Genomic DNA, 16,182 nt, shown 5'->3' on the forward strand with positions numbered 1-16,182 from the left:
ATGTATCAATCACTACAAAATGGAGAAGCAAATGTCATCCAGGAGCTTGCACGGCAAGGCCGCCCTCGTCACCGGCGGCAGCCGCGGCATCGGTGCGGCGATCGCACGAAGGCTCGCGGCCGACGGCGCGGGCGTGGCGATCACCTATGTGAATGGCGAGGAACGGGCGCGTTCGGTGGTCGGGGCAATCGAGGCGGCCGGCGGTCGGGCCTTCGCCATCAAGGCCGACAATCGCGATGCTGCAGCGATCGAGGCGGCAGTCGATGAGGCGGTAAAAGCCTTCGGACGGCTCGACATCCTCGTCAACAGTGCCGGCATCTGGCGCGCTGCGCCGATCCATGCCCTGTCGCTTGCCGACTTCGATGAGACAATGGAGGTCAACCTCAGAGCCCCGTTCGTCGCCGCCAAGGCGGCAGCAGCGCATATGGGCGAGGGTGGCCGGATCATCTCGATCGGCAGCAACCTGGCCGAGCGTGCCACCGATGCCGGCCTGAGCGCCTATTCGGCCAGCAAGGCTGCCTTGGTTGGCCTGACCAAGGCCTTTGCACGCGATCTCGGTCCGCGCGGCATCACCGCCAATGTCGTCCATCCGGGGTCGACGGATACCGACATGAATCCAGCAGGCGGCCCGCACGCCGAGCATCAGCGCCAGAAGATGGCGACGCCTCGCTTCGGCACGGCCGACGAGATCGCCGGCATGGTCGCCTGGCTTGCCGGCCCCGAAGGGCGCTTCGTGACAGGCGCGGCATTGACCATCGACGGCGGCGCCAACGCTTGAGGCTTGGCTCGCGGGCACTACCATTGGTCGGGGGCGAAGGCGGATTGGCTTGACCCGTCACGATGTTGTGAAACCGTTCTGCAACAGACGTTCCGAAATTTATGGAAGCTTAACGAAATCAGTATGAATCAGTATAGTCACGCCTTACATCCGCCATGCGGTGGGCGAGACCGTGAAAGCGGTGCGGAACGGGATCCGGGTTCAACCGGAGCGGGTGATCCATGAAACTCCTTGGAAACAAAGCCACCGTGCTGCCGTTTGCGGTGGCCGTGGCAATGCTGGCCTTCGGCGCGCCGCAGGCTGAAGCACAAGGGTTCTTCGACATGCTTTTCGGCGGCGGCGTCAAGCACGCACCGCCGAAAGGTAACTTTCCCCCGCCACCGTCAAAATACAAGCCGAGGCCCAAGGCGCCGGCCGCTTCCGGTGGTGGCGGTGGTGGTGCGCAAATCAGCAGCCCGTCCTATTACACCTACAAGAGCGATCCGCTGGTGCGCGTCGATTTTTCGGCACTGTCGGCAGCGCCTGAACCGGCAACGCCGCAGGATGCTGCGTTCGAGCCGGCGGCCACCGGGGCTGCATTCCGCGAAGCCATTGCCGGGCTCGACGGCTATGACCTCTATGCCGAGAAGGACATCGCCAAGGCGCTGATCGCCTACTACTCAGCCAATCCGGATTTCATCTGGGTGACGGGAACCAGTCCCAGCAGCCGTGCGCAGGATGCGGTGCGGGTGCTGGGCGAAGCCGCGAGCTACGGCCTGACGCCCGCCGACTACACCGTCGAAATTCCGGCAGCAGGCACATCGGCGGGCGATGCCGATGAACGCCTGAAAGAGCTGGTCCGCTTCGAGATGGCGCTGTCGGCACGCGTCCTGCGCTACGCCCGTGACGCACAAAGCGGCCGCGTCGATCCCAACCGCATGACCGGCTACTACGATTTTCCGCCGAAGCCGCTCGACATGGAAGGGGTGCTGAAGACGCTGGCCCATACCCAGCAAGCTCGCACCTACCTCGAATCGCGGCATCCACAGAACGCCGAGTATCAGGCGCTGCGCGTCGAACTGGAAGCGCTCCAGGCCAGCGCCGAAGACGAAATCACCATCGATCCCAATCTGCTGCTGAAGCCGGGGCAGACCAGCCCTGAACTGCCGAAGCTTTTGACAAAGATCGCGCGCAATCTCGATGACGAGATGGGCGGCGCCTATGGCGAGGTCCTGGCGAGGCTCGCCACCAGCGAGGTCTACGATCCGGAGCTGGTGCCGGTGATCAAGGCGGTGCAGAAACGGGCCGGCATGAAAGGCGACGGCGTCATCGGCCCACGTACCGTTGCATCGTTGGCCGGAACGTCCAAGGCCGACAAGGTTCAGAAGGTTCGGGTCGCGCTCGAAGAGTTGCGCTGGCTGCCTTCCGACCTCGGCAGCCCGCGTGTCTTCATCAACCAGCCGGCTTTCACCGCGAGCTATATCGACGATGGCGAGGAGAAGCTGAAGACCCGCGCCGTCGTCGGCAGGCCCACCAACCAGACTGCTTTCTTCTATGACCAGATCGAGCAGGTCGACTTCCATCCCTATTGGGGCGTGCCGCAGTCGATCCTGGTCAATGAGATGCTGCCGCGGCTGCGCCGGGATCCGGGCTATCTCGACCGCGCGGGCTATGAGGTGGTCAATGCGCGCGGTAAGCGCATTCCCTCCTCCTCGGTCAATTGGGGCGCCTATGGCGCGAAGATACCCTACGGCGTGCGCCAGCTGCCGAGCGAGGCCAATGCGCTGGGCGAGTTGAAGATATTGTTCCCCAACAAGCACGCCATCTACATGCATGACACGCCGCAGAAGTCGTTTTTCCAGCGCGACATGCGCGCGCTCAGCCATGGCTGCGTGCGCTTGCAGGATCCGCGCGGTATGGCGGCTGCCGTGCTCGGCACCTCGGTCGACTACATCGAGGACAGACTGAAGCTCGGACATTCGACCGAAGACGTGACACGCAAGATCCCGGTCTATGTCGCCTATTTCACCGCATGGCCGGACCTGTCCGGCAATGTCGAATATTTCAACGACGTATACGGCCGCGACACAAGGCTGCAGCAGGCGCTCGACAGCACGGAAGCGGTGCGTTCGCCGGCAAGCTGAGGAATGCGGGTCTAGCGCTGAAAGAGCGGACGCCGGAAGCCGGCCTCGCGCCCGGCGATCAGCCAATAAACCAGGCCGGCGACAACGCCTGCCGCTGCAATAATACCGACATCGGCCCAGCGCTCCGGGTTCGTATCGTCTGGTACACTGGGCCAGATCAGGGCGAAGCCGCCAACCGCAGCCGCGGCGCCGAAGATCATATGCAGCCAAAAACTGCGCAGCGAGAAAAACTCGGCAATCAGTGCGAAGATCAGCGTCTGCAGGGCAGTCAGCACGATCGTCAGAAAATAGATGAACATGCCGAGCGGCGGCAACAGCAGCACCGCAACGGGGCTGACACCCATGACGTCGAAATAATTCGGCGCATTTGGCAGCGAGCTCAGCCCGCCATAGATCGCCGCCACCGCGATCAGCCCAACCAGTACCGCTATGAAATAACCCGCGAGCATCATCAGAAAGCGTTTCAATACGTGCTTTACCGTCGCCATGCCCACCCCCGCGCGCAATGATAGCACCCAGTCAGCCATCAAAGTCATATCTGCGCAAGGGTGTGCCGAAGGCCCGGGACCTTCGAGGCGCGCCATTTTTTAGAATCTGGACCGTTGGCGGACAGCTTCATTTCGGCGCGGCTGTCACCGGATCATAGGTGATTTCGACTTTGGCCTTGTCGTTCGTGTAATAAATGACGGTGTAGGCGCCGCTGTCCCAATCGATTTCCTTGATGTAGCGGAAGTCGTCGCGCTGCTCGACTTTGGCAATGATTTCCGACAGCTTCTTGGCATTCTGCGCCGGCACCGGATTTTCGTCAGCCGCAAAGGCCGATCCGCCGACAAGCAGCACGGCGGCCGCCAAAACAAGTCTGGACATGGCTTTCCCTCACATCTCGATCACCAGAAACTCGTTTCCATACAGGTTTGTTCCGGGATCGCGGAGCGTTGCGCTACAACGAGGCGCCGTCCGTACCTGATCTATGGCCGCCGAAAGAACAAGGCGACTGCTTAAAATCATGATGCGTCGCCTCAACATCGCGGCCATAACAGTGCCGACGGTCACTCGGGGGTCTACATGCAAATGCGTCATGCCATCATATTTGTACTTTCCATACTTTCCATCCCGTCCGTTTCGATGCCTGTGCAGAAAGCCGAGGCGCTGGAACCTGAACGCTATACGGTCTATTGCGCCGACGACCGTATCGAAGTTTCGTTCTGGGATATCGAGCAGATGAAGGTGCGGGCCGGCTCCAACGTTTGCCAGTTCCAGAGCTACACGAGCTACAGCAGCGCCTTGAATTTCGCCCAAAAGAATTTTGGGGGCGAGGGGGCGACCTGCAGCTGCTAGTGGTAAAAATCTGACGCTTGGTGCCCAATGCGGATTATCTGTTCCGACCCTTTCCGGTCGTACAGATGTGGCAATGTTACGGCGTCAGTTGACCCGTTCCGATCATTGGCCATCTTGCAACCCTTTGAAATCTGGCGCTAGATGGGACATGGGACCATTACTGCGCGAGGTCTCTATGGCAAACACAGAAGAAGGAACGCGCGTAGCAGGAGTTTGGCTTGCGATCGCCTCTATCCTGCTGGCAGGCGCGCTGGTCGGCCATGGGCCGATCGATCCCGATATGGGTCGCCAGATGGGAGTCATCACCGACGACCCTGTCCGATGGGCGATCATCCATTGGGTTTCCGCGGTAGCGCTATCACTGTTCGTCCTGACAGGTCTGATCGTGCTGGCGGCCAGATCGCGCCTCACCGAGGCGTGGTGGACGTTGTCTGCCTGGGGTGTGCTGACTGTCGGCGCCCTCTGGACCATGACGACCGCGGTGGCCGAGGCCACCGTGGTCTCCGCCGCTGCTGCCGCCGGGGACACGGCAACTTTCGAGGCCTGGTGGGCATTTTCCGAAGGAAAGGCCAACGGCTTCATGTTTTTGGCGTTGGCCGTTGCCGTGATCGCTGGCAACGAGGCGCAGACCACTCACCGAGCCACGCCGGTCTGGGCATCGTACATCGCAGTCGTGGCCGGAATTGGAGCCTTCCTCGGTTGGCCCCTGGGCATGTGGCTCGGAGTCACCCTGGGCAGCTTCGTCTGGGTCGTGGCATCACTGGTGATGTCCCTGTGGACACTTTGGTTCGGGTTGGGTTTAGCGCGGACCGTGATCGGGCTGCGGCCTCACAATGGGTGACATCGAGTCCGTAGCGGGAGCGTAGCGAGCGACCCGCTTGATGACCGCGACGGGCGCTCCAGCCGCTCCCAGGCGGCGGGGATTGCTTCGCGCCGCTGAAAAAGGCCTCGACGCGCGAGTTTGCCGAATGGGCGATATGCTTGCAGTGGGCGCGATAAAGCCGCTTCAGCAGCCGGAGCGAAAGGCAGGTTTACCCAGAGCGGGCCTACTGCTTCGGCACCAAGCGTCAGATTTTGACAACTAGCCGCTCTGACTTGGAATTGATTCAGGAAAGCAGATGGTGGGCGATGCAGGGATTGAACCTGCGACCCCACCCGTGTGAAGGGTGTGCTCTCCCGCTGAGCTAATCGCCCGCTCGTTGCCCGAAGGCCAAGCGCGCCGCGATATAAGGGAGGCCGGCCCGCGAAGTCAACCACTTGTCGGTCGGCATCTGGCGGTCCGGACTATGGCCGGCTTCAGCCCTCTGCCGCGGCCATCAGCCCTTGTACCATATCGAGCGTCAGCGAATCGAAATGCGAGATCACCGCCGACGGTTCAAACTCCCGCACATGACGGTCGGTGTAGCCGAAATCGACTGCCACCACCGGAATGCCGGCGGCCTTTGCCGTGTCGATGTCGGTCTGCGAATCACCGACCATCAGTGCACGGTGCGGGTCGCCGCCGGCACGCGCGATGGTCTGCGTGAGATGGCGCGGGTCTGGCTTGCGGAACGGAAAACTGTCCTGGCCGCAGATCGCCGCGAAATGCCTGGTCATGCCGAGCGCCTCGATCAGTGCCACCGAATTGGCCTCGTATTTGTTGGTGCAGATGGCCAGCAGGTACCCGGCCGCCTCGAACCGCGCGATCGCCTCCGGTACGCCCGGGTAGGGGCGCGATTTGCCGGGAATGTTAACGGTGTAATGGTCCAGAAACAGCTTTAGCAGGCGGTCGTGCTCCTCCACTGCCAGCGACCTGTGCTGCGCTGCATGGGCGCGCTCTATCATCACCCGGCCGCCATGGCCGACGAAGCGCTTGAAGCCGGCTTCGTCGACGGCCGTGAGCTGGCTGGCGGCAAGGCTGTGGTTGAGGCTGTCGAGCAGATCCGGCGCCGTGTCGATCAGCGTCCCGTCGAGGTCGAACACGATGATCGGTCGGGTCATGGCCTGTCCTGTGACGATTTGATTGCCGGCAGGCGATAACCGCTGCGGCCCGTTCAGGCAAGCCGGCTTATGCATCGCGGGCAAGGTCCTTTGACCAGCCCGGCAAAAATGCTACGAGCGCCGAAACAAATCTCGGGACCCGGCATGGATGCGAGGCAATTGAAGGTTGAGGCTGCGCGGGCAGCGCTTGCCCATGTCACGGACGGCATGCGGCTCGGCATCGGCACCGGCACGACAGCGGATGAGTTCGTGCGGCTGCTCGCCGACAAGGTCGCCACCGGCCTGACTGTCATCGGCGTGCCGACCTCGGAGCGCACCGCCGTCCTTTGCACCGAGCTTGGTGTGCCGCTGTCGACCCTCGAGGAAACGCCCGAGCTCGACCTCACCATCGACGGCGCCGACGAGATCGATCCGGCGCTGACACTGGTCAAGGGCGGCGGCGGCGCGCTGCTGCGCGAAAAGATCGTCGCGGCGGCCTCCGCCCGCATGATCGTCATCGCCGACAGCTCCAAGATGGTCGAGATGATCGGCCGTTTTCCGCTGCCCATCGAAGTCAACCGATTTGGCCTGCGCGCCACCGAAATTGCAGTTGGCGCAGTGGCTGCAAACCTTGGCCTTTCCGGCCCTGTTACACTGAGGATGACGGGGAGCCAGCCATTTGTTACGGACGGCGGCCATTTTATCCTCGATGCATCTTTTGGCCGCATTCCGGATACAAGAGCGCTTTCGAATGCTCTCCACGCCATTCCGGGCGTGGTCGAGCATGGTCTTTTCATCGGGCTGGCATCAACGGCCATCATAGCCGGTGGCGACGGCATCCAAACCGTCCATGCCGCCCGAAAACCAGGGAGTTTTACCGATCATGATGTTGCATAACCGGGTTGGCCGCTTTTTTGCCATTCTGGCGGCCTCGGCCGTTTTCGCGTTTTCGTCGCCGGCGTTTTCGCAGGATGTCACTGATGCGCATTTGAAGGCGGCGCGCGCCGCGGTCGCGGCGATCCATGCGACGGATACGTTCGACAACATCCTGCCGCAAGCTGCCGCGGCGCTCGAGCAGCAGCTGATCCAGAAGAACCCGGACATGCAGGAACTGATCGCCAAGACGATCAACGAGAAGGCGATGGCCCTGGCATCGCGCCGCGCCGACCTGGAAAAGGAAGCAGCGCTTGCCTATGCAAAAGTGTTCTCGGAAAAGGAACTCACTGAAATCGCCGCCTTCTACAATTCCGATACCGGCAAGAAGCTGCTCGACAACGGCTCGATCGTGACGCGCGAGCTGGTGAAGGCTGCCGACATCTGGCAGAACGGCCTGGCTCGCGATCTCGCCCAGCAGGTAGGCGAGACCCTGGGTGCAGCGGCGAATGCCAAGGCGCCGGCCGCACCTGCCGACGGTGCCGCACCTGCCGACGGTGCCGCCCCGGCCGATGGCGCTGCTCCCGCGGACGCCACACCGAATTGATCGCGGACTTCCGAGCGGCCTGACCGCCACTGGACCAGAAAGCCCGGCAAGTCCGGGCTTTTCTTTTGATGGTCGGCAGCCTACCTGTCTCGGTGTTTGAGGGGCAAGGAGTTCAGCCATGGCCGGTTACGACTACGATCTTTTCGTCATCGGCGGCGGCTCCGGCGGGGTGAGGGCGGCGCGCGTCGCGGCAGCACTCGGCAAGCGGGTCGGCATCGCCGAGGAATACCGCTATGGCGGCACCTGCGTGATCCGCGGCTGTGTGCCGAAAAAGCTCTATGTCTATGCCTCCCAGTTCCCCGAACATTTCGCCGACGCCGCCGGCTATGGCTGGACGGTGCCTGAGGCGCATTTCGACTGGCCGACGCTGGTCGCCAACAAGGACCGCGAAATCAGCCGGCTGGAGGCCATCTACCAGAACAATGTGCAGGGTGCCGGCGGCGAAGTCTTTCACTCACGCGCCGTGCTGGTCGATCCGCATGTGGTGCATCTTCTCGGTGAGGATCGCACCGTTACCGCCGACCAGATCCTGATCGCTACCGGCGGGCGTCCGGCACCGCACCCGGCATTGCCCGGCCATGAGCACTGCATCTTCTCCAACGAGGCCTTCGACCTCAAGGAGCTGCCGAAGGCAATCATGATCGAGGGCGGCGGCTATATCGCCGTCGAATTCGCCAATATCTTTCACGGGCTTGGCGTCGACACGACGCTGGTCTACCGCGGCAAGGAGATCCTCAGCCGTTTCGACATGGACCTCCGACGCATGCTGCACGAGACGATGGAAAAGAAGGGGGTAAGAATTCTCTGCCACGCCGTGTCAGAGTGGGTCAGGAAGCGGCCTGACGGCCGGCTCGACGCGCTTGTCACCGGCGGCACGGTGCTGACGGTCGATCAGGTCATGCTCGCCATCGGCCGCATTCCCAATACCGAGAACATGGGCCTGGAAGGCGTCGGCATCGAGATGACCAAGACCGGGGCAATCCAGGTCGACGGATACTCCCGCACCAATATCGACAACATCTGGGCGATCGGTGACGTCACCCACCGCGTGCAATTGACGCCGGTGGCAATCCACGAGGCGATGTGCTTCGTCGAGACCGCCTTCAAGGACAAGCCGACGGCGCCCGACCACGACACGATCGCGACCGCGGTCTTTTCCCAGCCCGAGATCGGCACGGTCGGCCTGTCGGAGGATGAGGCGGCAAAACGCTTTTCGGATCTCGAAATCTACCGCGCCACCTTCCGGCCAATGCGGCACACGCTTTCCGGCCGCGATGAAAAGATGCTGATGAAGCTGGTCGTCGACGGCGCCTCGAAAAGAGTCCTCGGCGCCCACATCCTCGGGCCGGATGCCGGCGAAATGGCGCAGCTTCTCGGCATACCGCTGAAGGCCGGGCTGACCAAGGATGATTTCGATCGTACCATGGCGGTGCATCCGACCGCGGCGGAAGAACTCGTCACCATGTACAAGCCGACTTACCGGGTGAGAGATGGTGAGCGCGTCTGACGCGACAAGAACCCATCGCGGCAACGGGATTGCCGCGATGGAAGTGCGTGAGTTTTTTTACAGCAGCGTTCCGCGCAGGATCACCAGCGCCACAGAAAAATAAATCACCAACCCGGTGACGTCGACCAGCGTGGCGACGAACGGAGCCGATGCGCTGGCCGGATCGAAGCCGATGCGCTTCAGGGCGAACGGCAGCATCGATCCAGACAGCGAGCCGAAGGTGACGATGCCAACCAGCGTGGCGCCGATCGTCATTGCGATCAGCGGCCAGTGGGGGCCGTAGTCGTAGAAGCCGAGATACTGCCAGAGCGCGATGCGGCAAACGCCGACTACGCCAAGGATCGAGCCAAGCACCAGACCAGTCGGCAGCTCGCGCAGGGCCACCCGCCACCAGTCGCCAAGGCCGATTTCGCGCAGCGCCAGCGCCCGGATGACCAGCGAGGTCGCCTGCGAGCCGGAATTGCCGCCGGAGCTCATGATCAATGGAATGAATAGCGTCAGCACGATCGCCTTTTCCAGCTCGCCCTCGTAGCTCTGCATCGCGTTGGCTGTCAGCATCTCACTGACGAACAGCGCGCATAGCCAACCGGCGCGCTTCTGGATCATCGCCAGAAAGCTCATCTTCATGTAGGGCTCATCCAGAGCTTCCATGCCGCCGAAGCGATGCACGTCCTCGGTCGTTTCCTCGATCATCGTGTCGATGATGTCGTCGATGGTGACAATGCCGAGGAGTTTGCCGTTGTCCACGACCGGGACGGCGAGCAGATCGTATTTCGAGATCAGCTGTGCGACCTTCTCGCTATCGGTCAGCGGCGACACGGTAATAGGCGCGCGATCCGGCGCAACCGCCATGATCAGCTCATCCGGCTCACCGGCAATCAGCCGGCGCAAGCTGGTTGAGCGCAACAGGACATGCGTTTTCGGATCGACGATGTAGATCGCGTAGACGGTTTCGCGTGTCCGCTCCACCTTGCGGATGTAATCCAGCGTGCGGGCCACGCTCCAGTCCGGCGGCACGCTGACATATTCGGTCGTCATGAGCGAGGCGGCGCTGCCCTCGGGATAGCCTAGAATGGCAAGCAGCGTCGCGCGCAGCGGCGGCGCCAGGCCGCCGAGCAGTTCGGAACGAGCCGGTTCGTTCAGATCGCGCAGTATGTCGGCGGCGCGGTCGACCGACATGGCCGCAAGCAGCCTGCCTGCCCTGCTGCGGGGCAGCGCCTCGACCAGTTCGGACGCGCCGTCGAGTTCAGGCTGGTCGAAGATCTCGACCAGCCGCTCGAACGGCACTTCGCAGAGCAGATCCGATGCTGTCTCGCGGGGCTCCTGATTCAAGGCCTCGACGATATCGGCGATGTGTTCGTTGGCAAGCACGCGGGCGATGGCGATAGCATCGCCGCCCGCGACAGGGGAAAACTCGTTCATGGCTCACTCCTTGCCGTCCGGCAGGACGTGAGCCGGTCAGGTCACGTCAAGCGGACGGCGGTTGCGTTCGACTGTGACTGTCGCCAGGCATGGCGCGGTGACCTTTCTGCTCGCGGGTTCGGGTTGGGATCTCTGCGAGCCGGCGCAACATAGGAGCGCGCCTTGCCGAGTCAATCGCGAGAGCGGGTCAAAACGGCGGCAAACCGACTGGATCGCGAGACTGTGATCGGGCTGCGTGGCAGGCTGGCTGGATGCCGGCAGTGGTGCCGCGGCTATCTCTGCTTCAGCCGGCGGGGAAAGCGCAGCCATTTGTCCTCGGCCGGCCGCGTCGGCTGCGTGAGGATGGTGGTGAGCTCGACCGGCAAGCTCGGAACCAGCGGCTTCTTGGTCGCGACGCCGTCGGCGATCGCAACCACGCTGTGGTAGAATTCGGTTCCCGCGACCGATCTCGGCGGCGTCGCCTCATGCATGATCGAGATCACCGTTGCGTCGGGGCAATTGTCCTTGATCGCCTGATGGAAGGCAATTCGTCCTTCAGGATCGAGCGCGCCGGTGGCTTCATCGAGGAACAGCAGTCCGGGCTGCTGCAGCACGATGCGGGCGACGACCAGCTTCTGTTTCTGCCCACCCGAAAGAACCTGATCCCAGATCTTTCCTTCACGGCTCTCATCGGCCAGATGCTCGATGAAGTCGCCGAGGCCGGCCTTGTGCAGGGCGGATGCGACCTGCCGGTCGGCGTAATCATGCTCGGAACCGGGCAGGCAGACAAGCTGCTTCAGCGAGACCTGCTGCAGCTTCACCTCCTGGGCGGCGTAGAAACTCCTGACCCCTTCAGGGAAGACAATGGTGCCGCGGCCATAAGGCCACAGGCCGTTGATCGCCTTGATCAGCGAGGTTTTGCCGCATCCGGATTCGCCCTTCAGGAACGTCCACTCGCCACGCCGGAAGCGCAAGTTTGCAGCGCTCAGGAACGGGGTGGCGTCCTCGCCCTGATGCGCCAATTCGAGCTTCTGGATGGTCAGGCCGAACACCGGGTTCTGGCGGTCGTAACGAAAATCGGAGCGGCCGGTCAGCCCGTAGAATTCCTGCGGGTGCTGGACGTTTTCGATCGCATTTGCGAGTTCGGTGACTCGCTGGCTGTTGGCCCGCACCGCGGCGATGGCAGGCATGACGTGGATGAACCATGAACACTGGCTGATCAGTGAATTGACCATTTCAGAGCCAGTTATGTAACCCTTGAGATCGAACCCGTTGTGGATGAACGGCACTAGCCCAGGCCCGTAGGCCACAATGCGGGCGCCGATGAAATTGTAGATCAGCTCGAACGAATTGTAGCCTGTGTTGACGATGTTCAGCCGCGCCCAGGTGCGGTCGATGTCGACATAGCGCTGGCTGTGCACCGTCTTCTGCACGTTCTCGCCTTGCGATGCGGCGACATGAAAACTGCGGCGTAGGAACGTGATCAGCTCGCCGCGATAGCTGCCTTCGGCCTGCTGCATTCTGACATTGAGCCGTTCCAGCAGCCTGCCCAGCTTGACCGCGATCCAGGTGTTCAACGGCACGTAGGTGGCGACTGCCAGAAACGCGAGGACGGCGCTGCCATAGCTGCCGAGGAACTCCAACCCTTTGACCTCCGCCGAGTGTGCAAGCAGTTGCTGGCCGACGAAATACAATGAAGTAGCAACGGCCAGGACCCCCATGGCGAGGCCGATGGCTCCGCCCGTCATATCCTTGATCGATTCCTGGATGCGCTGGTCGATATTGTCGGGAGCGGCGGCGCCTGACGAACCATGCTGAGCGTGGAAATGCGTGTGATTGGAATCAAGCAGGGCTTCGTTGAACTGGCTGTCGAGCCAGCCTCGCCATTTGCGATGCAACGTTGCGGATACCAGGCTGCGGATACCGGTAAAACCCGCATCTTTGAGCACGACCAGGAGGACAAGTATCCCGGCATTGGTCAGCAATGTCTGAAGCGGCGTGGTGTTTGCGGCATCGTGGAAAAAGGCGATCGAGTTGACCAGCTCTCCGGATGCTACGGCAAACCATACGCCTGCCTTGCTGGAGAGCGCGGTGAGCAGGGCGATCACCAGTGTCAGCGTCCAGGCTTCCACCCAACGGTCTGAGAACCAGTAGGCCCGCATCAGTCCCCAGAAGCTGCGCATCGACGATACGGGCGTCAGGGGCGACTGCCTTGCGGCACCGCGGAGCCATTTTTCCGATATTGAATGTCGCGTTGGTCTATCGACCCGAATCACTAATCCCGCCCAAACGGTTTTTCTTTTGTTACGGACAGTAACACCAATTGATCATTTTCCATTAGCTTTTCTCCAACCGCAGGTGGATTGGCTGGCCGGCCGTTGCAGTGGAGCAACAGAATGAATGCTCACGGCGCTAAGCTGTCACGTTTCGAGGGGCGGAATATCAACGCAATTTCAAACAGTTACTTGCCCGCCCCAGAGCAGGTAGACACCTTCCCCTAGGGAAGGTCTTCACACAGCTTTGTGAACATAGAAGCGCCGTCCAGCAGTCGATTTTCACAAGCTGAACCGATCTTCAGCCCGCCTTTACGGTCAGGTCCGACCTCGTCGGTGGCCAGAACGTGACCGTATGATTCGTGGTTGAAGCCGCCTTGTCACGAACCCGTAATCAGCCAAGCAATGACTTCTCCGGCACAGTCTAGGATGCGGACCAACATCCATTAGACCATGCTTTTTTAGAGCGCGAACAAAACTGCGTTTGACAATGATGCGCTACGGATCGAACCTGCCGGGGCGCATCCACGTTTGAACCGGGGGGAGTTCTTCATGCTTGCACGGACTTTTTTTGCCGCGATGCTCGCAACATTTGCCTGGCTGCCGCAAACATATGCCGGCAGCCAGACCGTTCCTGCAAACGCCGAGGGGCAGGTCGAGTTCAACACTCCGTCCGGCAATATCGGCTGCATCTATACGCCGAAGGGCGGCACCAGCACCTACGAGCCGCAGGATGGCGGACCGGAGCTGAGCTGTTCGCGTGTCGAGCCCAGCTACATCACCATCATCCTCGGGCCGAAACGCCCGGCGACGCTGATCAAGTATCCGGGCGAGCAAGGCTGCTGCGGCGACGTCACCAAGCTGGCCTACGGCAATAGCTGGAGCAAGGGGCCGTTTTCCTGCCAGTCATCCACCAAGGGATTGACCTGCACCGGCAAGCATGGCCATGGCTTTTTCGTCAGCAAGGCCAAGGTGACGGTGAAATAGTCCGGCTCAGTTGGCCGTTTCCAGCTCGCCGCGTGCCTTGGCCGCTGCAACCTGGCGGATCGCATCGGCAAGCGTATCGGCGTCCTGGGCTCCCATTACGGCATATTTGCCCTCAAGCAGAAAGCACGGCACGCCCGATATGCCCATGCGCGAAGCGGTGGCGATTTCGGTGCGCACCGCCTCGACATCAGCGTCGGTCGGCAGCAGCGTTTCGACCACGGAGGCATCCATGCCGGCCTCGCGGGCGGCTTCGATCAGCACGGCATGATCGCCGAGATTGGCGCCTTCCTCGAAATTCAGCTGGAACAGCCGGCGCACCAGCCGGTTCTGAACGGCCTCGCCGGCAGTCCCGGCCCAGCGAATGAGCCGGTGCGCATCCAGCGTATTGGGCGCGACCTTGATGGCGTCGAAGGCAAAGGAAATCCCTTCAGCCTCGCCCAACGGCTCGATCCGGGCATGGATTTCGCGGATGCGTTGCTCGCTGCCGAATTTCGCCACCATGTAGTCGCGGCGGTTCTTGCCTTCGGGCGGAATCGTCGGGTCGAGCTGGAAGGGCCGCCAGCGGATGTGAACGTCGATATCGACGGCGGCAATCGCCTTGTCGAGCCGTTTCTGGCCGATAAAGCACCAGGGGCAGACGACGTCGGAGACCACATCGACGGTAATCGAGTTCTCGTCGTTCATCTTGATCTCCTGTTCTGAAGAGGTCACTTCGGTTTGCGCCACCAGGTCGGCAACTGATAACCGTATATGGGCGTCTTTTGCGGATGTTCCAGATAGTTCCAATAAGCGAGCCATTGCCGGTTGTTGTGCTGCGTCGGCACCATGTAGTTACCGGAGATCAACAGCCGGTCGAGGACGCGGACGGCGGCGACATAGTCCTCCTTCGAGCGAGCTCTCAACATCGCCTCGATCGCCGCGTCCACCGCCGGATCGGCGACGCCGGCGAGGTTGAACGAGCCTTCGGCCTTGGCGGCAGCGGATCCCCAGCGCCCGGTTTGCTCGATACCGGGCGACAGCGAGTTGTTGAAACCGGTCGAGCCGACCAGCACCTCGAAATCGAAACGCTGCTTGCGCGACTGGATCTGATCACCGTCGAGGCTGCGGATACCGACATCGATGCCGAGCTTCTCAAGCGTGCGCTGATAGATAGCGGCAAGTCGCTCTTCGTCCTGCGAGGCGGTCAGGATCTCGAAACCGAACGGCTTTCCCTCGGGATCGAGCATCGCGCCGTCCTGCACCGTATAGCCTGCGCTCTTCAGCAGCTCGAATGCGGCCTTCAGCACCTTGCGGTCCTGGCCAGAGCCGTCGGTGACAGACGGCCTGTAGGTGCCGTCCATGACATCTGCAGGCACGCGGCCGGGGTAGGGGGCCAGCAGGGCCTTTTCCTTTTCGCTGGCCGGGTGGCCGAGCGCGGAGAGTTCGGAATTCTGCCAAAAGCTCATCGTTCGCGTGTATTTGCCGCCGAATAGATTCTTGTTGGCCCATTCGAAATCGTAGAGCATGCCGAGCGCACGCCGCACGACCGGATTGGAAAATTTCGGCAGCCGCGTGTTGAACAGAAAACCGTTGACCACCGGCGGAATGCCGGTGTCGAAAGTTTCGGCGATGACCTCGCCCCGGTGGAAGGCCGGAAAGTCGAGATCGCGCTCGCGTTTGACCGGGTCGCTGTCGTCGTCGATGGCGCAGATGCCTTTCTTGAACGCTTCCTGCTTGGCGTTGGCGTTGAGGAAATATTCGATGGTGATCTGGTCGTAATTGTCGAAGCCGCGCTTGGACGAAACGTCCTTGCCCCAATAGTCCGGATTGCGCTTGAACACGATGCGCTGGCCGGGCACGACTTGCGCCACCGTGTAAGGGCCGCTGCCGACCACCGGCTTCAGCGTGGTCCTGTCGAATGTGTCCTTGTTGAAAGCGTGTTTCGGGATGATCGGCGTCAGCGCAATGATCAGCGGAAATTCGCGGTCGGCCTTGTCGTTGAAGGTGAAGCGCACGCTGCGGTCGCCGGTCTTTTCGAGCTTGGCAATCGCTTTCATCCGCTGGCTGTAAGGTGGCCGGCCCTTCTCGGTGAAGACGTCATAGGTGAACAACACGTCTTCCGGCGTCACCGGTTCGCCGTCCGACCATTTGGCCCTGGGATCGAGGTGGAATTCGATGCCCTTGCGCTCGGGATCCATGTCGGCGGTATCGGCTAGCAGGCCGTAGAGACTGAAGGCCTCGTCGTAGTTGCGCTGCATCAACGGCTCGAAGACGAGATTGCCAAAGGCTTGATCCATCATGCCGCGCGCCGTCGTGCGCAGGCTTTTCAGGATGAATGGATTCAGATTGTCGAAGCT

15 protein-coding genes and 1 tRNA gene are annotated in these 16,182 nt (G+C 61.7%); 8 read left to right on the forward strand and 8 right to left on the reverse strand.

Translation table 11 applies throughout. The features are described from left to right. The first annotated feature begins 31 nt into the window (after positions 1–31). Together NKI22_RS28570 and NKI22_RS28575 are read left to right on the forward strand one after the other, a co-directional pair. Positions 32–778 carry a 3-oxoacyl-ACP reductase family protein gene (locus NKI22_RS28570; protein WP_352640836.1) on the forward strand — a complete coding sequence of 249 codons (747 nt, stop codon included), beginning with the start codon at positions 32–34 and terminating at the stop codon, positions 776–778. Positions 779–999: 221 nt separating this feature from the next. Continuing rightward, positions 1,000–2,901, forward strand: coding sequence for a L,D-transpeptidase family protein (locus tag NKI22_RS28575; protein ID WP_023717621.1), 1,902 nt, complete (start codon positions 1,000–1,002; stop codon positions 2,899–2,901). An 11-nt stretch (positions 2,902–2,912) separates the two neighbouring features. Here the strand turns inward: NKI22_RS28575 and NKI22_RS28580 are convergent, their stop codons facing one another. Together NKI22_RS28580 and NKI22_RS28585 are read right to left on the reverse strand one after the other, a co-directional pair. After that, positions 2,913–3,389 (reverse strand): hypothetical protein, encoded by a 477-nt coding sequence (locus NKI22_RS28580; protein ID WP_023717620.1) that lies wholly within the window; start codon positions 3,387–3,389, stop codon positions 2,913–2,915. 127 nt (positions 3,390–3,516) lie between these two features. Next, entirely contained in the window at positions 3,517–3,768 is a 252-nt protein-coding gene (locus NKI22_RS28585; RefSeq protein ID WP_023717619.1) for a PepSY domain-containing protein, read from the reverse strand. Between the two features lie 198 nt (positions 3,769–3,966). Here NKI22_RS28585 and NKI22_RS28590 point away from each other — a divergent pair, with 198 nt between their 5' ends. Next, positions 3,967–4,239 (forward strand): hypothetical protein, encoded by a 273-nt coding sequence (locus NKI22_RS28590; RefSeq protein WP_051409612.1) that lies wholly within the window; start codon positions 3,967–3,969, stop codon positions 4,237–4,239. Between the two features lie 175 nt (positions 4,240–4,414). After that, on the forward strand, positions 4,415–5,080 hold the full coding sequence (locus tag NKI22_RS28595; RefSeq protein ID WP_156948025.1) for a hypothetical protein: 666 nt from the start codon (positions 4,415–4,417) through the stop codon (positions 5,078–5,080). Positions 5,081–5,358: 278 nt separating this feature from the next. On the opposite strand, the gene NKI22_RS28600 is transcribed toward NKI22_RS28595, so the two are convergent. Together NKI22_RS28600 and NKI22_RS28605 are read right to left on the reverse strand one after the other, a co-directional pair. Continuing rightward, positions 5,359–5,433 (reverse strand) — tRNA-Val (locus NKI22_RS28600). Between the two features lie 102 nt (positions 5,434–5,535). Further along, positions 5,536–6,219, reverse strand: coding sequence for a phosphoglycolate phosphatase (locus tag NKI22_RS28605; RefSeq protein ID WP_352482587.1), 684 nt, complete (start codon positions 6,217–6,219; stop codon positions 5,536–5,538). Between the two features lie 144 nt (positions 6,220–6,363). Between NKI22_RS28605 and rpiA the strand changes: the two genes are divergently transcribed. The 3 genes from rpiA (at position 6,364) to gor (ending at position 9,185) form a co-directional block, all read left to right on the forward strand. Next, the gene (rpiA, locus tag NKI22_RS28610; protein ID WP_023717615.1) at positions 6,364–7,095 is read left to right on the forward strand and encodes a ribose-5-phosphate isomerase RpiA; all 732 of its coding nucleotides are present in this window, start codon (positions 6,364–6,366) and stop codon (positions 7,093–7,095) included. Further along, positions 7,082–7,678, forward strand: coding sequence for a DUF2059 domain-containing protein (locus tag NKI22_RS28615; protein ID WP_023717614.1), 597 nt, complete (start codon positions 7,082–7,084; stop codon positions 7,676–7,678). Before rpiA ends, NKI22_RS28615 begins: the two co-directional genes overlap by 14 nt. Before the next feature lie 118 nt (positions 7,679–7,796). After that, the gene (gene gor, locus NKI22_RS28620) at positions 7,797–9,185 is read left to right on the forward strand and encodes a glutathione-disulfide reductase (protein WP_023717613.1); all 1,389 of its coding nucleotides are present in this window, start codon (positions 7,797–7,799) and stop codon (positions 9,183–9,185) included. Positions 9,186–9,242: 57 nt separating this feature from the next. On the opposite strand, the gene mgtE is transcribed toward gor, so the two are convergent. Both mgtE and NKI22_RS28630 read right to left on the reverse strand, forming a co-directional pair. After that, a complete protein-coding gene (mgtE, locus tag NKI22_RS28625) occupies positions 9,243–10,607 on the reverse strand; it encodes a magnesium transporter (RefSeq protein ID WP_023717612.1) in 1,365 nt (454 codons plus the stop codon). 272 nt (positions 10,608–10,879) lie between these two features. After that, on the reverse strand, positions 10,880–12,769 hold the full coding sequence (locus NKI22_RS28630) for an ABC transporter ATP-binding protein/permease (protein ID WP_023717611.1): 1,890 nt from the start codon (positions 12,767–12,769) through the stop codon (positions 10,880–10,882). A 642-nt stretch (positions 12,770–13,411) separates the two neighbouring features. Here NKI22_RS28630 and NKI22_RS28635 point away from each other — a divergent pair. Beyond that, the gene (locus NKI22_RS28635; protein ID WP_023717610.1) at positions 13,412–13,846 is read left to right on the forward strand and encodes a hypothetical protein; all 435 of its coding nucleotides are present in this window, start codon (positions 13,412–13,414) and stop codon (positions 13,844–13,846) included. 6 nt (positions 13,847–13,852) lie between these two features. On the opposite strand, the gene NKI22_RS28640 is transcribed toward NKI22_RS28635, so the two are convergent. Next, positions 13,853–14,530 (reverse strand): DsbA family oxidoreductase, encoded by a 678-nt coding sequence (locus NKI22_RS28640; RefSeq protein ID WP_023717609.1) that lies wholly within the window; start codon positions 14,528–14,530, stop codon positions 13,853–13,855. 23 nt (positions 14,531–14,553) lie between these two features. Beyond that, on the reverse strand, positions 14,554–16,182 hold a 1,629-nt coding region (locus NKI22_RS28645; protein WP_352959319.1), incomplete at its 5' end, for an extracellular solute-binding protein.

This window comes from Mesorhizobium sp. M0778 (assembly GCF_040320105.1).
Classification (GTDB): Bacteria; Pseudomonadota; Alphaproteobacteria; order Rhizobiales; family Rhizobiaceae; genus Mesorhizobium.